The sequence below is a fragment of the Brevibacillus soli genome (assembly GCF_044759095.2).
Classification (GTDB): domain Bacteria; phylum Bacillota; class Bacilli; order Brevibacillales; family Brevibacillaceae; genus JBIYSM02.
Genome location: NZ_JBIYSM020000004.1, coordinates 79,349 through 96,011 on the forward strand (window position 1 = coordinate 79,349; position 16,663 = coordinate 96,011).

Annotated in this window: 20 protein-coding genes; all 20 read left to right on the plus strand. The window is 54.1% G+C overall.

Annotated features, from left to right (window positions below; all coding sequences use genetic code 11):
• The first annotated feature begins 76 nt into the window (after window positions 1–76).
• The 20 genes from mtrB (at window position 77) to trpA (ending at window position 16,647) form a co-directional block, all read left to right on the plus strand.
• A complete protein-coding gene (gene mtrB, locus ACE99V_RS02770; protein WP_400489676.1) occupies window positions 77–289 on the plus strand; it encodes a trp RNA-binding attenuation protein MtrB in 213 nt (70 codons plus the stop codon).
• A 69-nt stretch (window positions 290–358) separates the two neighbouring features.
• Window positions 359–871 carry a hypothetical protein gene (locus tag ACE99V_RS02775; protein ID WP_400489617.1) on the plus strand — a complete coding sequence of 171 codons (513 nt, stop codon included), beginning with the start codon at window positions 359–361 and terminating at the stop codon, window positions 869–871.
• 114 nt (window positions 872–985) lie between these two features.
• A complete protein-coding gene (locus tag ACE99V_RS02780) occupies window positions 986–1,819 on the plus strand; it encodes a heptaprenyl diphosphate synthase component 1 (protein ID WP_400489618.1) in 834 nt (277 codons plus the stop codon).
• A 4-nt stretch (window positions 1,820–1,823) separates the two neighbouring features.
• On the plus strand, window positions 1,824–2,543 hold the full coding sequence (locus tag ACE99V_RS02785; RefSeq protein WP_400489619.1) for a demethylmenaquinone methyltransferase: 720 nt from the start codon (window positions 1,824–1,826) through the stop codon (window positions 2,541–2,543).
• 41 nt (window positions 2,544–2,584) lie between these two features.
• Window positions 2,585–3,454 (plus strand): UbiA-like polyprenyltransferase, encoded by an 870-nt coding sequence (locus tag ACE99V_RS02790; RefSeq protein WP_400489620.1) that lies wholly within the window; start codon window positions 2,585–2,587, stop codon window positions 3,452–3,454.
• The gene (locus ACE99V_RS02795; RefSeq protein ID WP_400489621.1) at window positions 3,451–4,047 is read left to right on the plus strand and encodes a UbiX family flavin prenyltransferase; all 597 of its coding nucleotides are present in this window, start codon (window positions 3,451–3,453) and stop codon (window positions 4,045–4,047) included. Before ACE99V_RS02790 ends, ACE99V_RS02795 begins: the two co-directional genes overlap by 4 nt.
• 3 nt (window positions 4,048–4,050) lie before the next feature.
• Window positions 4,051–4,917 carry a menaquinone biosynthetic enzyme MqnA/MqnD family protein gene (locus tag ACE99V_RS02800; RefSeq protein WP_400489622.1) on the plus strand — a complete coding sequence of 289 codons (867 nt, stop codon included), beginning with the start codon at window positions 4,051–4,053 and terminating at the stop codon, window positions 4,915–4,917.
• 9 nt (window positions 4,918–4,926) lie between these two features.
• A complete protein-coding gene (locus tag ACE99V_RS02805; protein WP_400489623.1) occupies window positions 4,927–5,892 on the plus strand; it encodes a polyprenyl synthetase family protein in 966 nt (321 codons plus the stop codon).
• Between the two features lie 103 nt (window positions 5,893–5,995).
• Window positions 5,996–6,439 carry a nucleoside-diphosphate kinase gene (ndk, locus tag ACE99V_RS02810; RefSeq protein ID WP_400489624.1) on the plus strand — a complete coding sequence of 148 codons (444 nt, stop codon included), beginning with the start codon at window positions 5,996–5,998 and terminating at the stop codon, window positions 6,437–6,439.
• 113 nt (window positions 6,440–6,552) lie between these two features.
• A complete protein-coding gene (locus ACE99V_RS02815; protein WP_400489625.1) occupies window positions 6,553–7,326 on the plus strand; it encodes a CheR family methyltransferase in 774 nt (257 codons plus the stop codon).
• A 74-nt stretch (window positions 7,327–7,400) separates the two neighbouring features.
• The gene (locus ACE99V_RS02820; protein ID WP_400489626.1) at window positions 7,401–7,568 is read left to right on the plus strand and encodes a hypothetical protein; all 168 of its coding nucleotides are present in this window, start codon (window positions 7,401–7,403) and stop codon (window positions 7,566–7,568) included.
• Window positions 7,569–7,746: 178 nt separating this feature from the next.
• A complete protein-coding gene (aroC, locus tag ACE99V_RS02825; protein WP_400489627.1) occupies window positions 7,747–8,907 on the plus strand; it encodes a chorismate synthase in 1,161 nt (386 codons plus the stop codon).
• Window positions 8,907–10,007: a 3-dehydroquinate synthase gene (gene aroB, locus ACE99V_RS02830; protein WP_400489628.1), complete on the plus strand. Its 1,101-nt coding sequence runs from the start codon at window positions 8,907–8,909 to the stop codon at window positions 10,005–10,007. Before aroC ends, aroB begins: the two co-directional genes overlap by 1 nt.
• A gap of 4 nt (window positions 10,008–10,011) precedes the next feature.
• A complete protein-coding gene (gene aroH / locus ACE99V_RS02835; protein WP_400489629.1) occupies window positions 10,012–10,392 on the plus strand; it encodes a chorismate mutase in 381 nt (126 codons plus the stop codon).
• Between the two features lie 250 nt (window positions 10,393–10,642).
• Window positions 10,643–12,157, plus strand: coding sequence for an anthranilate synthase component I (trpE, locus tag ACE99V_RS02840; protein ID WP_400489630.1), 1,515 nt, complete (start codon window positions 10,643–10,645; stop codon window positions 12,155–12,157).
• Window positions 12,151–13,176, plus strand: coding sequence for an anthranilate phosphoribosyltransferase (trpD, locus tag ACE99V_RS02845; RefSeq protein WP_400489631.1), 1,026 nt, complete (start codon window positions 12,151–12,153; stop codon window positions 13,174–13,176). The genes trpE and trpD overlap by 7 nt, the downstream gene beginning before the upstream one ends.
• Entirely contained in the window at window positions 13,166–13,975 is an 810-nt protein-coding gene (trpC, locus tag ACE99V_RS02850; protein ID WP_400489632.1) for an indole-3-glycerol phosphate synthase TrpC, read from the plus strand. The genes trpD and trpC overlap by 11 nt, the downstream gene beginning before the upstream one ends.
• Window positions 13,972–14,625: a phosphoribosylanthranilate isomerase gene (locus ACE99V_RS02855; RefSeq protein ID WP_400489633.1), complete on the plus strand. Its 654-nt coding sequence runs from the start codon at window positions 13,972–13,974 to the stop codon at window positions 14,623–14,625. The genes trpC and ACE99V_RS02855 overlap by 4 nt, the downstream gene beginning before the upstream one ends.
• Window positions 14,603–15,832: a tryptophan synthase subunit beta gene (trpB, locus tag ACE99V_RS02860; protein WP_400489634.1), complete on the plus strand. Its 1,230-nt coding sequence runs from the start codon at window positions 14,603–14,605 to the stop codon at window positions 15,830–15,832. Before ACE99V_RS02855 ends, trpB begins: the two co-directional genes overlap by 23 nt.
• Entirely contained in the window at window positions 15,829–16,647 is an 819-nt protein-coding gene (gene trpA / locus ACE99V_RS02865; protein ID WP_400489635.1) for a tryptophan synthase subunit alpha, read from the plus strand. The genes trpB and trpA overlap by 4 nt, the downstream gene beginning before the upstream one ends.
• Window positions 16,648–16,663 lie beyond the last annotated feature (16 nt).

Below are 16,663 nucleotides of genomic sequence, written 5' to 3' on the forward strand. Positions count from 1 at the left end.
AGGCGGCTTGGGCTCATTCATAGTGAAAGAGAAAACTGCCTGATAAGGGGGAACTTGATTGACACAGCCAGTACATATGCAGCAGGATTACTGCATCGTGAAAGCGAAAGAAAACGGCGTTCACGTGATCGGATTGACGCGCGGCTCCGACACCCGTTTTCACCATACGGAGAAGCTGGATAAAGGAGAAGTCATGATTTTCCAGTTTACGGAGCATACCTCGGCGATCAAGGTGCGTGGAAAAGCAGTCATTTATACGCAGCATGGCGTCATCGATACAACAGAGTAAAGCGATCGGAGGAAAAGCAGGCATAGCCTGCTTTTTTGCTTTGTACAATGGTGAAGAGGAGGGATGTTGATGCCCCGCAATCTTTTGGCGGCCATCGTCGCAGCTTCGATGCTTGCCCTATTGCTGTCGCTTGTTCCCACTGTCACCTGGAAGGGAGAGGACGTCCCGACCTTCCAGGCGTCAAGGCCAGTTGAACTGACTGAGCAAAATGTGGTCGATTTATTTACTTTAGTGCCAACTCATTATAATATTAAGCGTGTAAAATGGGAAAATCAGTCCGTTTTTGTCGATTTTGTCGTTCGACCAGCGCAACAGGTGGATTTGCCTTTGGTCTACCGCGATTTTTACACGCTGACTTACGACCTTTTTCACTTTACAGGCAATACAAAACAGATCTACTTCCGTTTGTTGGAGGAAGAGAAACCGTCTACGGCGAAATTGCTGGTCGCCATTGAAGCCAAGCGAACGCAAACAGCTGCCCACGCGGCGTCACCCGCAGACATCCAGGATGTGCGTACTCATGTGGAACAAAGGTTTCCGGTGAGGATTGACCCGTATTTTCACGAGAGAGTTAGTCCCTAGGAACGAAGTGTGGTATGATGATGTGGACAGCTTTCCGCGTGAGGCACCGCGTGAACTGCGCAATGAACGGAACAGGCAGCAACTTGATTGTGTTTCGCTTGTGGAGGAGGACGCATGAGCAAAGATCAAACCCCATACGTAGACGAGGTTCGAGCGATCATCGAACAGATCTACAAGAAGATTGAACACCCCTATGTGGAAAAATACGTAGACCCCCCGCTGCTGGCGGAAAACCGCCTGGCTCTTTTGTATTTGTACCTGCATGACCAGGGATTGGCCAGCGAACGGGTTCGGACTCTCTGCATGACAGTCGCTCTTGTCCAGTTGGGCCTCGACATGCACGAGGGGGTAAAGGTAGTCTACGAGGAAACCCAGACGGCTGAGCGAAATCGCCAGCTGACTGTTCTCGCAGGAGATTATTACAGCAGCACTTACTACCACCTGTTGGCCGAAGCAGGGGAGATCGAAGCGATCCAGGTGCTGGCTCGGGCGATTGAACGGGTCAATGAGGCAAAGATGAAGCTTTACCTGGCTGAACAGGAGAGTAAACTAACGTGGGACGAGTATATGTCTTTACGGAAAACCATTGATACGTCTCTCTACGTCGCAATGGTGAACAAGTACGCCGCCCACGAGCAGAGCCGCCGTTTCTGGAGCGCGTTGTTTGAAGAAACGTCGGCGGTGGAATGCATGATCGGGGAATGGGAGCAGTTGAAGTGGCAGCAGCAGGCGCCATTCGGCTTTTCCCGCTATCTGATGCAAAAGCCGGGCACCACGATTGCGCAGGTAGCGGCGAGTGTGGAAGCAAAGGCGATGGAGTTGATCTCGATTTGCGAACAGCTTATCCGCAGTCTGCATCCGGCGGAAAGAAGGAACACGCTTACGTGGATTACGTCGCGGTACTCCCATCGCGTCAACCGTTTGAAACGTGTCGTTGAGGAGATGTAGTCAGGTGAACGAGAACCAGATGAAGCAAAAAGCGCAGTACGTGCACTCCGTGTTTGAGAGCATCGCGGAGGAGTACGACAAAATGAACAACGTCATCAGCTTTGGCAGTCATATCGCCTGGCGCAACTACACGATGAAACAAATGAACATCCGACCGGGACAGTCAGCGATCGACGTAGCGTGCGGCACTTGCGACTGGACAATCAGCCTGGCACATGCGGTAGGGAAAGAGGGACGCGTCGTCGGCCTCGATTTCAGCCAAAACATGCTGGATGTGGGCGCCTATAAAGTGGCGAAGGAAGGTGTGGGCCAAACGGTCCAGCTTGTAAACGGCGACGCGATGAAGCTGCCGTACGAGGACAACACCTTCGACTACGCGACCATAGGATTTGCGCTACGCAATGTGCCTGATATTCAGACCGTGTTGAACGAGATGTGCCGCGTGGTGAAACCAGGAGGAAAAGTCGTATCCTTGGAGGTTTCAAAACCGCCGTTTCTCCCGTACCGCAAGCTATTTTATCTGTACTTTTACAAGCTGTTGCCGATCATTGCCAAACTGGTCGTCAATAAATATGAAGAGTACGCCTGGCTGCCCCAATCGTTGACGAACTTCCCGGACAGCAAGGAGCTTGCCCGGATGTTTCAGCAGGCGGGCCTTGATCCCGTGCAGGTCAAGCTGTTCATGGGCGGTGTGGCCGCGCTGCACATCGGTACAAAAAAGTAACCTCAGCAAGGTAATCGTACTGTAGATTGGAAGTGTTCCCCGTGGGTCTTCATAAATTGAAAATTATTTTGGAAATGATCAAGTTTGAACACACCGTTTTTGCGCTGCCGTTCGCTTTCATGGGAGCGGTATTGGGCAATATTGTCGTTGAGAACGCGTGGCCAAGCTGGGCTGAAATCTTCTGGGTAACCTTGGCGATGGTCGGAGCCCGCAGTGCGGCGATGTCTCTTAACCGTCTGATTGACCGGTTTATTGATGCGAAAAACCCGCGGACTGCCACGCGCGCCATTCCCGCGGGATTGATCTCCGTCACCGAAGTTCTGCTGTTTATCGTCATCTCCTTCGCAGTGTTGTTCTACGCTGCATTCCAGTTGAACGATCTCGCGGTAAAGCTGCTCCCGCTTGCGGTATTTGTTCTTATCTTGTATTCCTATACCAAACGCTTTACCTGGTTGTGCCATTTTATTTTGGGAGTCGCCATCGGATTCGGGCCTTTGGGCGGCTGGGTGGCTACCACCGGACAAATTGACGGAACGGCCATGCTGTTGTTCCTCACTGTCCTGTTCTGGACGGCCGGCTTTGACATTATTTATGCTTGCCAGGACGCGGAGTTCGACAAGAGAGAAGGGCTGTACTCGCTCCCGAGCCGCTTTGGAATTGCCAATGCGCTTCTGATCGCCCGGGGCTGTCACATGCTGACGTTTATCGGGTTGGTTTTGCTTTACGTAAGCGCGTCGCTGTCCATTTGGTTCCTGATCGGAGTGCTGATCTCCGGGGCCATTCTTATTTACGAGCACAGTTTGGTCAAGCCTACGGATTTGTCCAAGCTCGATGTAGCTTTCTTTACGATGAACGGGATATTGAGCGTGGTTGTGTTCACCTTTACGATGATTGATCTGGTGATCGTATGATGAAAAAGCAGTTGGCAGTCGGCATTACCGGGGCAAGCGGAGCCATTTACGGCGTTCGACTCGTACAGGAACTGCTGCGAGGCGGTCACACCGTTCACTTGATGATTACGGAGGCTGGCTGGCAGGTCTTTTCGGACGAGCTTGACTGGAATACGGAAGATCGGGAGCGGCTTGTGCAGGAAAAACTGCGTCAGGACTTTCCCGGCGAGTTGTACTACTGGGGGCTGCGGGATTTTTCCTGCCCGGCCGCCAGCGGATCACATCGCGGTGACGGCATGATCGTCATCCCCTGCTCAATGGGTACCTTGTCCGGTATCGCACACGGCGCTTCCGGCAATCTCATGGAACGGGTCGCTGACGTGATGCTGAAGGAAGGACGCAAGCTGGTGCTGGTTCCCCGAGAGACGCCGCTCAATGCCATTCACCTGGAAAACATGCTCACGTTGAGCCGGATGGGGGCAAAAATTTTACCTGCCATGCCGGGATATTACCACAAGCCGAACACCATGGATGACCTGATCAACTTCGTTGTGGGCAAAGCGTTGGATGCGCTGGACGTTCCGCATTCACTGTTTCGGCGCTGGGGGGAATAAGAGATGACGGAAAAATCCTTGCGAATCGGACAAATCATTTACACCAACACACTCCCTGTCTATTTTTACTTTGATCAAAAACGTTTTCAGGATCGGATTGACTTCATTCAACAAGTTCCCGCCCAGCTGAATGCAGCGATGGCCAGGGGAGAGATTGATGTCGGACCGATCTCTTCGTTCAGCTATGCTGAACACGCTTCCCAATATCTGGTTTTGCCAAATCTGTCGGTAAGCGCCAAGGGGAAAGTAGGCTCCATCTTTCTGTTCAGCAAACGTCCAATAGAAGAGCTGGCCGGCGCGCGGATCGCCTTGACCAATACGTCGGCAACCTCGGTGAACCTGTTAAAGATCATTTTGCAAAAATTTTTCGGTCTGCACGTTTCCTATAAGACGCAATCGCCTGTCCTGGAAGAAATGATGAAAGAGGCAGACGCCGCTCTGTTGATCGGGGATGACGCGCTTTTGGCCATTCGAAACAGCTTGCCGTATCAAGTTTACGACCTCGGGGAGCTGTGGCACCGGTTTACCGGTTATTCCATGACGTTTGCCCTTTGGGCGGTTCGCAAACAGGCAATCGAGCACCATCGGGAGCTTTTGCTTGATGTACATGCGGCGTTTTTGTCGAGCAAGGAAAAAACGCGCAGACATCTCGATCTTATGATAGAGGATGTGCTGGTTCACTTCGGCGGAAACCGAGAAGATTGGTATTCGTATTTTAATGGCCTGACGCACGATTTTACGGATGAACAACGAGTGGGGCTTGAGTATTACTATCAATGCGCGGCGGAACTCGGATTGCTGTCCTCCCCCGTAAAAGTCTCGCTATGGGATGCGGCTTCACAGCAGGCAAACACTACATTGACGAGTTAGGTGGGGCGGATGAACCTAGTTGATATCTACTTCCAACTGAAAAACGATGTCCAGTACATCGAAAATGAACTGGAGAAATCCATAGACACCCGCACCCTCGAGCTGTACCTGTCGTCGACGCATCTGCTGAAAGCAGGAGGGAAGCGGATTCGTCCCGTCTTTGTGCTTTTGGGCGGGAAGTGGGGCGAATACGATGTCACACGGCTCAAGCATGTTGCGGTACCGCTTGAGTTGATTCACATGGCTACGTTGGTGCATGATGACGTGGTTGATAACGCGGATAAGCGTCGGGGGAAGGATACGGTACGGGCCAAGTGGGATAACCGCGTAGCCATGTATACAGGGGATTACTTGCTGGCTCGGGCACTGGTGATCGCGACAGAACTGCCTGATCCTCAATTGCATCGAATTCTCTCCAAAGCCATCGTGGAGATGTGCAGGGGGGAAATCGAGCAGGTGCGCGATCTGCACAATTGGCAGCAGGACTTCCGCACCTATCTGCGCCGGATCAAACGAAAAACCGCTCTGTTGATCGCCATCAGCTGCCAACTGGGGGCGGTGGCGAGCGGCGCGAAACCGGAACTGGTTCGAAAAATGTTCCAATACGGCTACAACGTCGGCATGGCCTTCCAGATCACCGACGACATCCTCGACTTTACCGGAACCGAGAAGCAGTTAGGCAAGCCGGCAGGCAGCGATCTGCGTCAGGGGAATATCACCCTGCCTGCTTTCTACACTGCGCATTTTGGCAAAGCGCGCGACCGTTTTCAGAACTGGCTCGCACAGGGGACGTTTTGGGATCATGTCGATGAAGCCATACAGCTGGTACGGGCGGACGAGGGCATCGGATACAGTCACGCCCTGGCGCAACGGTATATTGATCGGGCGAAGTCGGCTTTGGCCGATCTGCCGGACAATCAGACGAAAAAATCACTGCTGGAGATCGCCAATTTCATCGTGGATCGCAAATTTTAAGTGTTTTTTCGAGGGACAAGGTTGCTTGCCCCTTTTTCTTTTGATAAAATTCTCGTTGGTGTCAATTTGACATAATACATAGCTGTTACGGAGGCAATATAACATGGAAAAAACCTTTCTGATGGTAAAACCTGACGGCGTACAACGCAACCTGATCGGGGAAATCGTTTCCCGCTTTGAAGCAAAAGGCTTCCAACTGGTTGGGGCAAAACTGATGAACGTAAGCCGCGAACTGGCTGAAAAACACTACGCAGAGCACAAAGAGCGTCCATTCTTTGGCGAACTGGTAGATTTCATCACATCCGGTCCTGTTTTTGCAATGGTATGGCAAGGCAACAATGTGATCGCTACCGCGCGCAACATGATGGGCAAAACCAACCCGGCTGATGCTGCTCCTGGCACCATTCGCGGCGACTTTGCCACTTCCGTTGGCATGAACATCATCCACGGCTCCGACTCTCCAGAAAGCGCTGAGCGCGAGATCGGCCTCTGGTTCTCCGAGGGCGAAGTGCTGTCCTACGAAAAAACCATCCAACGCTGGATTTAATTAGGGAAAAAACGGGAAAAGACTCTTCAGGGAGTCTTTTCTTTGTTTTGGCAGGAATTCCTGCCCGAAGCGCGAAACGCTTATGGGCAGTCAACCTAAGGGGAGTTTTTAAAATGGAAGACAAGGATTTTCAGCATTTTATCGACAGTGTAAAAAAAATGACAGGAATTGATCTCGCTCTATACAAGGAAGCGCAGATGAAACGGCGCCTTACCTCTCTTCGCCTGAAGCGGGGATATGAGACGTTTGCCCGCTACTTTGAGGCGATCTCCAAAAACCAGGAGCTGTTTTACGAGTTTTTGGATCGCATGACGATCAACGTGTCCGAGTTTTTTCGAAATCCGGGACGCTGGGAGGTATTGGAGAACAAAGTTCTCCCGCGGCTCGCAAAACAGTCGCCGCGATTGAAGTGCTGGAGCGCCGCCTGCTCGACCGGCGAAGAACCGTACACACTCAGTCTGATTCTGCTCCGCAAAAAGATCGAGGCATCGCTTCTGGCGACCGACATCGACGAGGGGGCTTTGGCCAAGGCAAAGCAGGGTGTATATACCGACCGATCGCTGCAGGATTGTCCAACGGAGTTGGTGTCCAAATATTTTACAAAAGATTCGATGAGTTACCGCATTTCCGACGAAGTGAAGCAGAAAGTGACGTTTCGCAAGCACAATCTGCTGGCCGATTCGTTTGACACCAACTTTGATCTGATCATCTGCCGCAACGTCATGATTTACTTTACAGAGGAGGCGAAACACGAATTGTATCAAAAGTTCAGCCGCGCTCTTAAGCCGGGCGGAGTCTTGTTCGTTGGCAGCACCGAGCAGATCTTTCAGCCGGGTCAGTACCAGTTTGAGGCGGAAGATACCTTTTTTTATCGAAAAATGGGATAACTTCATTCCATTGGGGTATAGAGATGCTGTTTTTTCCCAAAGCTAAATGTAATCACATACATAGGAGGAAGCAGATGGATAAGCAAAAGGTCATCGAAGCGTACCGGCGCGGCTTGATCACACTTCAGGAATGCGGACAAATCCTCGGTGCCGACAAGCCACAACTGGATGATCTCGTCCGAGTGGAAAATCTCCGCCGTCCGTTCCCCCCCAACTCCTATATGATGGTGGACAATGCGTAGCCATCGCGTTGACGTCAGGCGCTTCTCTTACGGGAGAAGCGTTTTTCATGCCGGATGAAAGGAACTTTCCCGTTTCGTATTTCCACGGGCAAGCAGGTGTGATATTATAACGCTTAAAAGCGTGAAAGGACAGCGATACAGATAAGAGGCTGCCTGAGAGTTGGAGGAGTGAAGAGAGATGAGATACTTGACAGCAGGGGAATCTCACGGCCCGCAGCTGACGGCCGTTATTGAAGGGATTCCGAGCAATTTGCCGTTCTCCATCGAGAAGATCAACGAACAGCTGGCGCGGCGGCAGAAAGGGCATGGCCGCGGCAGACGAATGCAGATTGAAAAGGATCAGGTGAAAGTTCTCTCCGGTGTGCGCCACGGTTATACGACCGGAGCGCCGATCACCCTGGTTGTAGAAAACAAGGACTGGGCCCACTGGCAGGGCATCATGAGTGCTGAACCGGTCGAAGGTGCGGAAGAAAAACGTCGGGTGTCACGTCCGCGTCCTGGACACGCCGATTTGAACGGCGCAATCAAATATCATCAGCGGGATATGCGAAATATTCTGGAACGTTCCAGCGCACGTGAAACGACCATGCGCGTAGCAGTGGGAGCTGTGGCTCGCCAACTGCTGGAGGCGTTTGGCATTCGGATCGGCGGTCAGGTGCTGCAGATCGGCGATGTCATCGCAAAGCGCCAGGATGTCAGTCTGGAAGAGCTGATCAGCCGCACGGAGGAATCCCCGGTACGCTGTCTGGACAAGGAAGCAGAAGCGAAAATGATGGCAGCCATTGACAAAGCGAAGCAGGACGGTGACTCACTGGGGGGCATTGTCGAAGTGATCGTGGAAGGAGTCCCGATCGGTCTGGGCAGTCACGTGCAGTGGGACCGCAAGTTGGACGGACGTCTGGCACAGGCGATTTTGAGCATTCAGGCATTCAAAGGTGTAGAAATTGGCATCGGCTTTGAAGCGGCAGGTTTGCCCGGCTCTCAGGTGCACGACGAGATCGTTTGGTCGGAAGAGACTGGATACAGCCGCAAAACGAATCGCGCCGGCGGTCTGGAAGGTGGCATGACGACGGGCATGCCGATTGTTGTCCGCGGCGTGATGAAGCCGATTCCAACGCTGTACAAACCGTTGATGAGTGTGGACATCGACAGCAAAGAACCATTTTCGGCCAGCATCGAACGTTCTGACAGTTGTGCCGTTCCTGCCGCCAGTGTCGTCGCCGAGGCGGTCGTCGCCTGGGAAATCGCCCGCGCGATGTGTGAAAAGTTTCCGTCCGATGCGATGGACGACATGCTGGAGAACGTACGACAATACCGCGAATACACGGAGCGGTTCTGATGTGGCCAAGAACACTCCACGTTGAGTTGGATGAGCGCTCGTACCCGATTCAGATCGGGGAGGGGCTTTTGCAGCAGGCGGCGACACTGCTGCAGGATGTCGGGATCTTACCTGGGCGCTCGCTGTTCATCGTGACCGACGAGAATGTGGCACCGCTGTATCTGTCTCCGCTTGTCTCCCAGCTTGAGACGGCCGGTTATCGCGTCGCTTCCTGTGTGATCGAGGCTGGTGAACAATCCAAAAGTCTGGCCGTTTATGAACGGGTGATGACAGCTTCGATCGAAGCGGGTCTGGATCGCAAATCAGCCCTGCTTGCGCTTGGCGGCGGTGTAGTGGGTGATCTGGCTGGTTTCGTTGCTGCGACGTTCATGCGGGGAATTGATTTTGTGCAAGTGCCAACAACCTTGCTTGCCCATGACAGTTCGGTAGGGGGAAAAGTGGCAATCAACCACCCCCTCGGAAAGAACCTGATCGGCGCCTTTCATCAACCCCGCATGGTGTTGTACGATACGGCTGCCTTGCGCAGTCTGCCAAAGCGGGAGGTGGCCGCCGGTTTCGCGGAAGTGATCAAACACGGTCTGATATCCGATGAGAGGTTTGTCACCTGGCTGGAAGAACATGCGGATGAGCTGTGGCAGCTTCATTCTGAGTATGTGGCCGAGGCCATCCAGCGCGGATGCGCGGTGAAAGCGGCAATCGTGTCCGCTGACGAGACCGAACAGGGGATGCGCGCCCTGTTAAATCTGGGTCATACCTTTGGCCATGCGTTTGAAGCCCTTAGTGATTACGCCCGGTTGAACCATGGGGAAGCCATTTCGATCGGCATGTGCCTGGCGGCCAAAACAGCGGAGCGAATGGGATTGGCCGACCGGGGAGTGTATGAGCGGACAGCTCGTGTTTTGCGACGTTTCCATCTGCCCACCGAGTGGCCGAAGCCGTTTGACCCCATTCAGGTGCTGACAGTCATGAAACGTGATAAAAAAACGGTGTCAGGGAAACTGGCTCTCGTTCTGCCGAGAGCGATCGGTCGAGTAGAGCTGGTAAAAGAGATAGAAGAGAGCCTGATCCTGGAGATTATGAGAGAGGAATGGGGGAAGTAGAGAGATGGGAGTGCGAGGAATCAGGGGAGCCATCACGGTTGAGAGCAATACGCGGGAGTCAATCGTCGCAGCGGCAAAACTCCTGTTGGAAGAGATGGTTAAGCAAAACGAGGTCGGCGTTGACGACATCGTGAGTGTACTGCTCACCACCACGCAGGATCTGCAGGCAACGTTTCCGGCGCAGGCTGCGCGGCTGTTGGAGGGATGGGAATACGTGCCGTTGATGTGCGCGCAGGAAATTCCCGTGCCCGGGAGTTTGCCGAGCTGTATCCGTGTCATGATGCACGTCAATACGGAAAAGTCAGCCCGGGAGATTCACCATGTTTTCCTCCGGGACGCAGTAAGTCTTCGCCCTGATTTGGCAAAACGTTTGGCAAAACGTTAGTTGACATTCTGATCGCTCTCTTTTACTATAAAGTGAAACGAGAGCGATCTCGTCAGTTACCTGCAGGTTTAGGAACTAGCTGAGAGCAGAGCAAAGAACAGTTGAGATGAGAAGAGTTAGGTTGAGGAGAGAAGAGAAATAGCTAGGATGATCATGACCATGAATGAGCTATCATGAAATCCAGGACTCTTCCTGGGTTTTTTCTGTTTTTTCTCCCCCTTCCTCTTCACCAAAGAGGTGAATGAATCCCATGTTTTATCCTTCCCTGGCCGAGGTCCAATCTCTTTCGGCACACTACTCCCTGATTCCCGTGCGCATGGTGCTGCTTGCTGACCAGGAGACGCCGATTCGCCTGTATCAGAAGATTCGCACAAACGATTCCTTCCTGCTGGAAAGCGTGGAAGGCGGAGCGCGCTGGGCCCGATATTCCTTTATCGGGATGCGTCCGTTCCAAATCATCGAGGCAAAAGGAACAAAGGTCGTGATTCGCGATCGAACCGGACACGAGCAGGAGCAGGAGGGCAATCCTGTCTTGATCCTGCGAGAGCATGTGGAACGATACAAAAGTCCGAAGCTGCCGCAACTGCCTCGCCTGAGCGGAGGGGCCGTCGGATTTTTCGGCTATAACACACTGCATTACTTTGAGGATTTGCCCCGACATCGCAAGGAGAGATTGGATGTACCCGACATGCGGTTCCTGTTTGTGGACGAGATCGTTGCTTTCGATCATCTGAAACAGGAAATCCAGCTGATCGTCAATCTGCATGTGGAGGCGGAGGACACATCCACTGAGATTGCCGCAAAGTACGAAGTCGTCTGTCAACGCCTGCGGGAGCTGGCAGCGGAGGTAACCGCCCCTTATCACGACGAAAGCCGGGTTGCCCTTTCCGATCAGCCAATCCGCGAGTTGGATGTGGAAGCCAACATGACCCGATCGGAATTTGAATCGATCGTCGAACGGGCGAAAGAGTATATCGCGGCGGGAGATATCTTTCAGGTTGTGCTGTCCCAACGTTTTCAAGTGAAAACGGATGTCGATCCGTTTTCCGTCTACCGCGTGCTGCGTACGCTGAATCCGTCCCCGTACATGTACTATCTGCAGTTTGGTGAAGAGACGATCGCCGGCACATCGCCGGAACTGCTCGTGCGAGTGGAGGATCGAAAAGTGGAAATGCGGCCGATCGCCGGGACCCGCAAGAGAGGGGCGACTCCTCTTGAGGATTTGGCATTGGCCGAGGACTTGCTGGCTGATTCCAAAGAGCGGTCTGAACACTACATGCTGCTTGATCTCGGACGAAATGACGTCGGCAAGGTCTCGGATTACGGCAGTGTGCGTGTGGAAGAACAACTGATGATTGAGCACTACTCCCATGTCATGCACATGGTGTCCCACGTTACGGGGCAGCTGCGGGATGGACTGCATCCGTTTGACGCGCTTTTGTCTGCATTCCCGGCGGGTACGGTTTCCGGCGCGCCAAAGCTTCGGGCCATGGAAATCATCGCTGAACTCGAACCTGAGGCCCGTCACACTTACGCTGGAGCGATTGGTTACATCAGTTTTCACGGGGCGCTGGACACCTGCATTACGATTCGCACCCTGCTGTTCAAGGACAACTGCGCGTACGTACAGGCAGGTGCCGGTATCGTGGCTGATTCGGTCCCACATCACGAATATCAGGAAACGGTAAACAAAGCGGCAGGAATGCTGTCTGCCTTGAAAAAAGCGGAACAGCTCTTCGTGCGGAAGGAGGAACAACCATGCTGACAGTTGCATTGGAACAAATCTTGAGAGGAAAACACCTCGACCGTCAAACGGCGCGGCAGGCGATGGGCGAAATCATGGACGGAAAAGCGACTCCGGCCCAAATCGGGGCTTTTCTCGCCAGTCTCCGCCTAAAAGGGGAGCAAGTGGAAGAGATTATTGGTTTTGCCCAGGCCATGCGGGAACGAGCCGTGCGCGTTCCGCTGGAGGCCCAAGGGCTGGTGGATACGTGTGGCACAGGCGGCGACGGCTGCGATACGTTTAACATTTCCACAGCGGCAGCCATCGTGGCGGCGAGTGACGGCGTGCAGATCGCCAAGCACGGGAATCGGGCGGTATCGAGCAAGAGCGGCAGCGCCGACGTGCTGGAGGCTTTGGGTGTAGCGATCACGCTCTCGCCTGCTGCTGCAGCTCTCTGCCTGCGGGCAACCAACCTGTGCTTCCTGTTTGCTCCCCTCTATCATCAGGCGATGAAGCATGCGGCAGGTCCACGAAAAGATCTGGCGGTGCGTACGGTGTTTAACTTGCTGGGACCACTCACCAATCCGGCAGGTGCGAAGCGGCAGCTGCTAGGCGTATACGACGCCGCTTTGCTTCCTATAGTGGCGGAGGTGCTGGGTGAACTTGGCGTAGAGCGAGCACTGGTGGTATCCGGGGAGGACGGTCTCGACGAACTGACGGTTACCGGACGGAGTCGAATCGCAGAGCTGCGGGACGGAAACATTCATACGTACGAAATCGAACCGGAGCATTTTGGCCTGCGCCGCCATGCAATGGAAGAGCTGCGCGGCGGCGATGCTTTCACCAACGCAACCATCATTCGGGAAGTGTTTGCCGGCAAACGCGGCGCAGCCCGCGACATCGTCCTTTTGAACGCGGGGGCGATTCTCTACCTGGCCGACCGGGTAAGCTCCATGGAAAAGGGCGTGATCCGTGCGGCTGAACTGATTGACCAAGGCGAGGTCATGCGAAAGCTGGAACAGATTCGTCAGGTGGCAGGAGGGATCACCAATGCTTCGTAAGATCGTGGAAACCAAAAAAGAAGAGGTGGCCCGCCTTAAGCAGCGCACCACGATGCAGTCACTGCTGGACCAGGCGAGTTTTGCCCCTCCGGTGCGGGACTTCCATCGGGCGCTCGTGGATAGCCCGCGTCCTGTCAGCGTCATTGCAGAGGTGAAAAAGGCGTCTCCATCCAAGGGCGTGATTCGAGAGGACTTTGAACCGGTGACACTGGCTCAGGCGTATGCGTCAGCCGATGCAGAGGCCATCTCCGTACTCACGGACGAAACCTATTTCCAGGGAAGTCTCCAATACCTTCGCTGCATCCGCGAAGCAGTGGCGCAGCCGCTTTTGCGCAAGGATTTTCTTATCGACGAGATGCAGGTGGCGGAGGCCCGGACAGCAGGAGCCGACTGCATTTTGCTGATTGCCGCCATTCTCGAAGGGAATCAGCTGCGGCATCTGTTCCAAACGGCGTCGGCGTTGGGGATGGACGTGTTGCTGGAAGTGCACGACCGCAAGGAGCTTGAGCTTGTCTTCCGATATACGGAGCCGAAGCTCTTGGGCATAAACAATCGCAATCTCCGGACGTTTGAGACGAATGTGAAAACGACTGCCGAACTGGCTGCACTCGTTCCGCCAGGGGTCGCGGTGGTAAGCGAGAGCGGGATCGGCAAACGACAGGACATCGAGTGCGTACTCGAGGCTGGTGCCCGTGCCGTGCTGGTAGGAGAGCATTTCATGCGTCAGGCTGATGTTCGACAGGCGGTCATCGATCTGGCTGGAGAGCGTCTCGATCTGACTGGACGTGTTGGTCGATGACAAAGGTGAAAATCTGCGGTGTCAAGCGACAGGAAACACTGGAGCTGTTGGCGGAGCTAAAAGTTGACTACGTCGGGTTTCTATTTGCCGAAAGCAGACGAAGAATTTCTGCCGAAGAGGCGGGGAAACTGCTGCGTTCGGCCCAGTACCCTCCTGCTGCGGTCGGCGTATTTGTAAATCCTACCTTCTCCGAGCTGGAGGAGGTGCTGTCTTACGCTCCTCTTTCCGTAATTCAACTGCACGGGACTGAGTCTGTGGCATTCTGCCGGGAGGTGGCCGACCGCTTTCGGCTCCCCGTGTGGAAAGCGATCGCCGTTTCCGCAGAAGAGCGGCTGACAGAGGTGTTGAAATCGTACCAAGGAGCGGTAGACGCCTTCTTGTTCGATACGCACGACCCCAAGCAGGCGGGTGGGACCGGCAAGCGCTTTTCCTGGGAGGTGATTCCCCGTTTGCGCGAGCAGGCAAAAGAGACGATATGCATCATTGCCGGCGGTATCAACGAATCCAATGTGGGAGAATTGCTTGTTGATTATCAGCCGCAAATGATTGACATCTCCAGCGGAGTGGAGACAGACGGAGAAAAAGACCGTGAAAAAATAAGACGATTCATGCAAAGGGTGAGAGCGTATGACCATACAGACGATCGGTAATATGAAGGTTCCCGATGAGCGCGGACGATTCGGGGCGTTTGGCGGAAAATTCGTGCCGGAGACGCTGATGAATGCCCTGGCTGAACTGGAAGAGGCTTTTGAAGACGCTCGCCGCGACCCTGCCTTCCGCGCAGAACTGAATCAATTGCTGGGCGAGTACGCGGGCAGGCCGACGCCGCTCACCTATGCCAAAAGAATGACGGAAGCATTGGGCGGAGCGCAAATCTATTTGAAACGGGAAGATCTGAACCATACCGGCGCTCATAAACTGAACAACGCCCTGGGACAAGGTCTTTTGGCCAAACGGATGGGAAAGACCTCGATCATCGCTGAAACGGGCGCAGGACAACACGGGGTGGCGAGTGCCACCGTCGCAGCGCGGCTCGGACTTTCCTGCAAGGTATTCATGGGCGAAGAAGATATCCGTAGACAGGCATTGAATGTCTTTCGGATGAAGCTGCTCGGAGCCGAAGTAATTCCTGCAACGTCGGGTACCCGCACCTTGAAGGATGCTACCAATGAAGCCATTCGCCACTGGGTGTCTCATGTGGATGAGACCTTCTACGTAATCGGTTCGGTGGTTGGGCCGCATCCGTATCCGTACATGGTGCGTGAATTCCAAAAAATCATCGGGGAAGAGACGCGCGAGCAGATTCTCGCACAGATCGGACGATTGCCTGACGAGGTGGTGGCCTGTGTAGGCGGCGGAAGCAATGCGATCGGCATGTTTTACCCGTTCCTTAAGGACGATGTGGCGCTTAGAGGGGTGGAGGCGGCGGGACATGGTCTCTCCACCGACAAGCACGCGGCCACGCTTACCCTGGGACGTCCGGGAGTGATACACGGGGCCCTCACCTACCTGCTGCAGGACGAGTTCGGTCAAGTGCAGGAGGCGCATTCCATATCGGCGGGGCTTGATTATCCCGGCGTGGGGCCGGAGCACGCTTATTTAAAGGAAACGGGCCGAGTACAGTACACATCCGTTACCGATCAGGAAGCGCTTGATGCCGTGCAGTTCCTTTGCCGCACGGAAGGAATTATTCCCGCATTGGAAAGCGCCCATGCCATCGCGGAGGCGATAAAGCGAGCACGGCACATGTCAGCCGATCAGATTCTGGTGATTTGCTTATCCGGCCGCGGCGACAAGGACGTGATGACCATCCAGGATGCGCTGGAAGGCCCTGTACAAGGAGGCGAAGAAGCGTGATTCAAAAGCATAACCGCATTGATCAACTGTTTTCCGACCGCAGCAAAACGCGCTTTATTCCCTTTATCACGGTGGGGGATCCGAATCTCGAAGCCTCTTTTCACCTGGTGCATGCACTCGTTGAGGCTGGTTCCGATCTGATCGAGTTGGGCGTACCCTACTCTGATCCGCTTGCCGACGGTCCAACCATCCAGCGGGCGTCTCAGCGCGCGCTCGCCAACCGGGTGGCAATGCCGGACGCGCTTCATTTTGTCGGACGTCTTCGGCAGTCGGGTATTCGCATACCGCTGGTGCTGTTCTCGTACTACAATCCGGTTCTGCAGTACGGACTCGATCGCTTTTTTGCCGACCTTGCCGAAAGCGGAGCGGACGGGATCGTCATTCCCGACCTTCCGGTAGAGGAAAACGAAGAAGCCACGAAAGCAGCCGGACGTTACGGTATTCATATCATATCGCTGGTGGCGCCCACCTCGGAGGCGCGGATCAGTAAAATCGGCCGGCAGGCGAGCGGTTTTCTCTACTGTGTCTCTTCGCTCGGAGTAACGGGAACCCGGTCGCAGCTCCGCGAAGATTTGGCCGATTTCCTGGAAAAAGTGAAAGCAAATACTTCCGTCCCGACTGCTGTCGGCTTTGGCATATCCACCCCGGAGCAGGTGCGGGAGCTGGCCCCCCACGCCGACGGAATTATTGTCGGCAGCGCCATCGTGCAGGAAATTGAGCGAAATCAAGAGTTGCTAAGAGACCCTGAACAATTGCAGGCAGGCGTCGAAAAAATAAAAACGTTTGTACATCGATTGACGAGTGCGTTACAATAACATGAAAAACCTGTTT

Excerpts from the sequence above, each read along its gene's own strand:
- ACE99V_RS02805 (WP_400489623.1), top strand. The coding sequence starts at position 4,927 with ATGAACCTAGTTGATATCTACTTCCAACTGAAAAACGATGTCCAGTAC.
- trpB (WP_400489634.1), top strand. The coding sequence starts at position 14,603 with ATGACCATACAGACGATCGGTAATATGAAGGTTCCCGATGAGCGCGGA.
- ACE99V_RS02800 (WP_400489622.1), top strand. The coding sequence starts at position 4,051 with ATGACGGAAAAATCCTTGCGAATCGGACAAATCATTTACACCAACACA.
- trpD (WP_400489631.1), top strand. The coding sequence starts at position 12,151 with ATGCTGACAGTTGCATTGGAACAAATCTTGAGAGGAAAACACCTCGAC.
- ACE99V_RS02820 (WP_400489626.1), top strand. The coding sequence starts at position 7,401 with ATGGATAAGCAAAAGGTCATCGAAGCGTACCGGCGCGGCTTGATCACA.
- aroC (WP_400489627.1), top strand. The coding sequence starts at position 7,747 with ATGAGATACTTGACAGCAGGGGAATCTCACGGCCCGCAGCTGACGGCC.
- ACE99V_RS02780 (WP_400489618.1), top strand. The coding sequence starts at position 986 with ATGAGCAAAGATCAAACCCCATACGTAGACGAGGTTCGAGCGATCATC.
- mtrB (WP_400489676.1), top strand. The coding sequence starts at position 77 with ATGCAGCAGGATTACTGCATCGTGAAAGCGAAAGAAAACGGCGTTCAC.
- ACE99V_RS02795 (WP_400489621.1), top strand. The coding sequence starts at position 3,451 with ATGATGAAAAAGCAGTTGGCAGTCGGCATTACCGGGGCAAGCGGAGCC.
- aroB (WP_400489628.1), top strand. The coding sequence starts at position 8,907 with ATGTGGCCAAGAACACTCCACGTTGAGTTGGATGAGCGCTCGTACCCG.
- trpC (WP_400489632.1), top strand. The coding sequence starts at position 13,166 with ATGCTTCGTAAGATCGTGGAAACCAAAAAAGAAGAGGTGGCCCGCCTT.
- trpE (WP_400489630.1), top strand. The coding sequence starts at position 10,643 with ATGTTTTATCCTTCCCTGGCCGAGGTCCAATCTCTTTCGGCACACTAC.
- ACE99V_RS02855 (WP_400489633.1), top strand. The coding sequence starts at position 13,972 with ATGACAAAGGTGAAAATCTGCGGTGTCAAGCGACAGGAAACACTGGAG.
- aroH (WP_400489629.1), top strand. The coding sequence starts at position 10,012 with ATGGGAGTGCGAGGAATCAGGGGAGCCATCACGGTTGAGAGCAATACG.
- ACE99V_RS02775 (WP_400489617.1), top strand. The coding sequence starts at position 359 with ATGCCCCGCAATCTTTTGGCGGCCATCGTCGCAGCTTCGATGCTTGCC.
- ndk (WP_400489624.1), top strand. The coding sequence starts at position 5,996 with ATGGAAAAAACCTTTCTGATGGTAAAACCTGACGGCGTACAACGCAAC.
- ACE99V_RS02815 (WP_400489625.1), top strand. The coding sequence starts at position 6,553 with ATGGAAGACAAGGATTTTCAGCATTTTATCGACAGTGTAAAAAAAATG.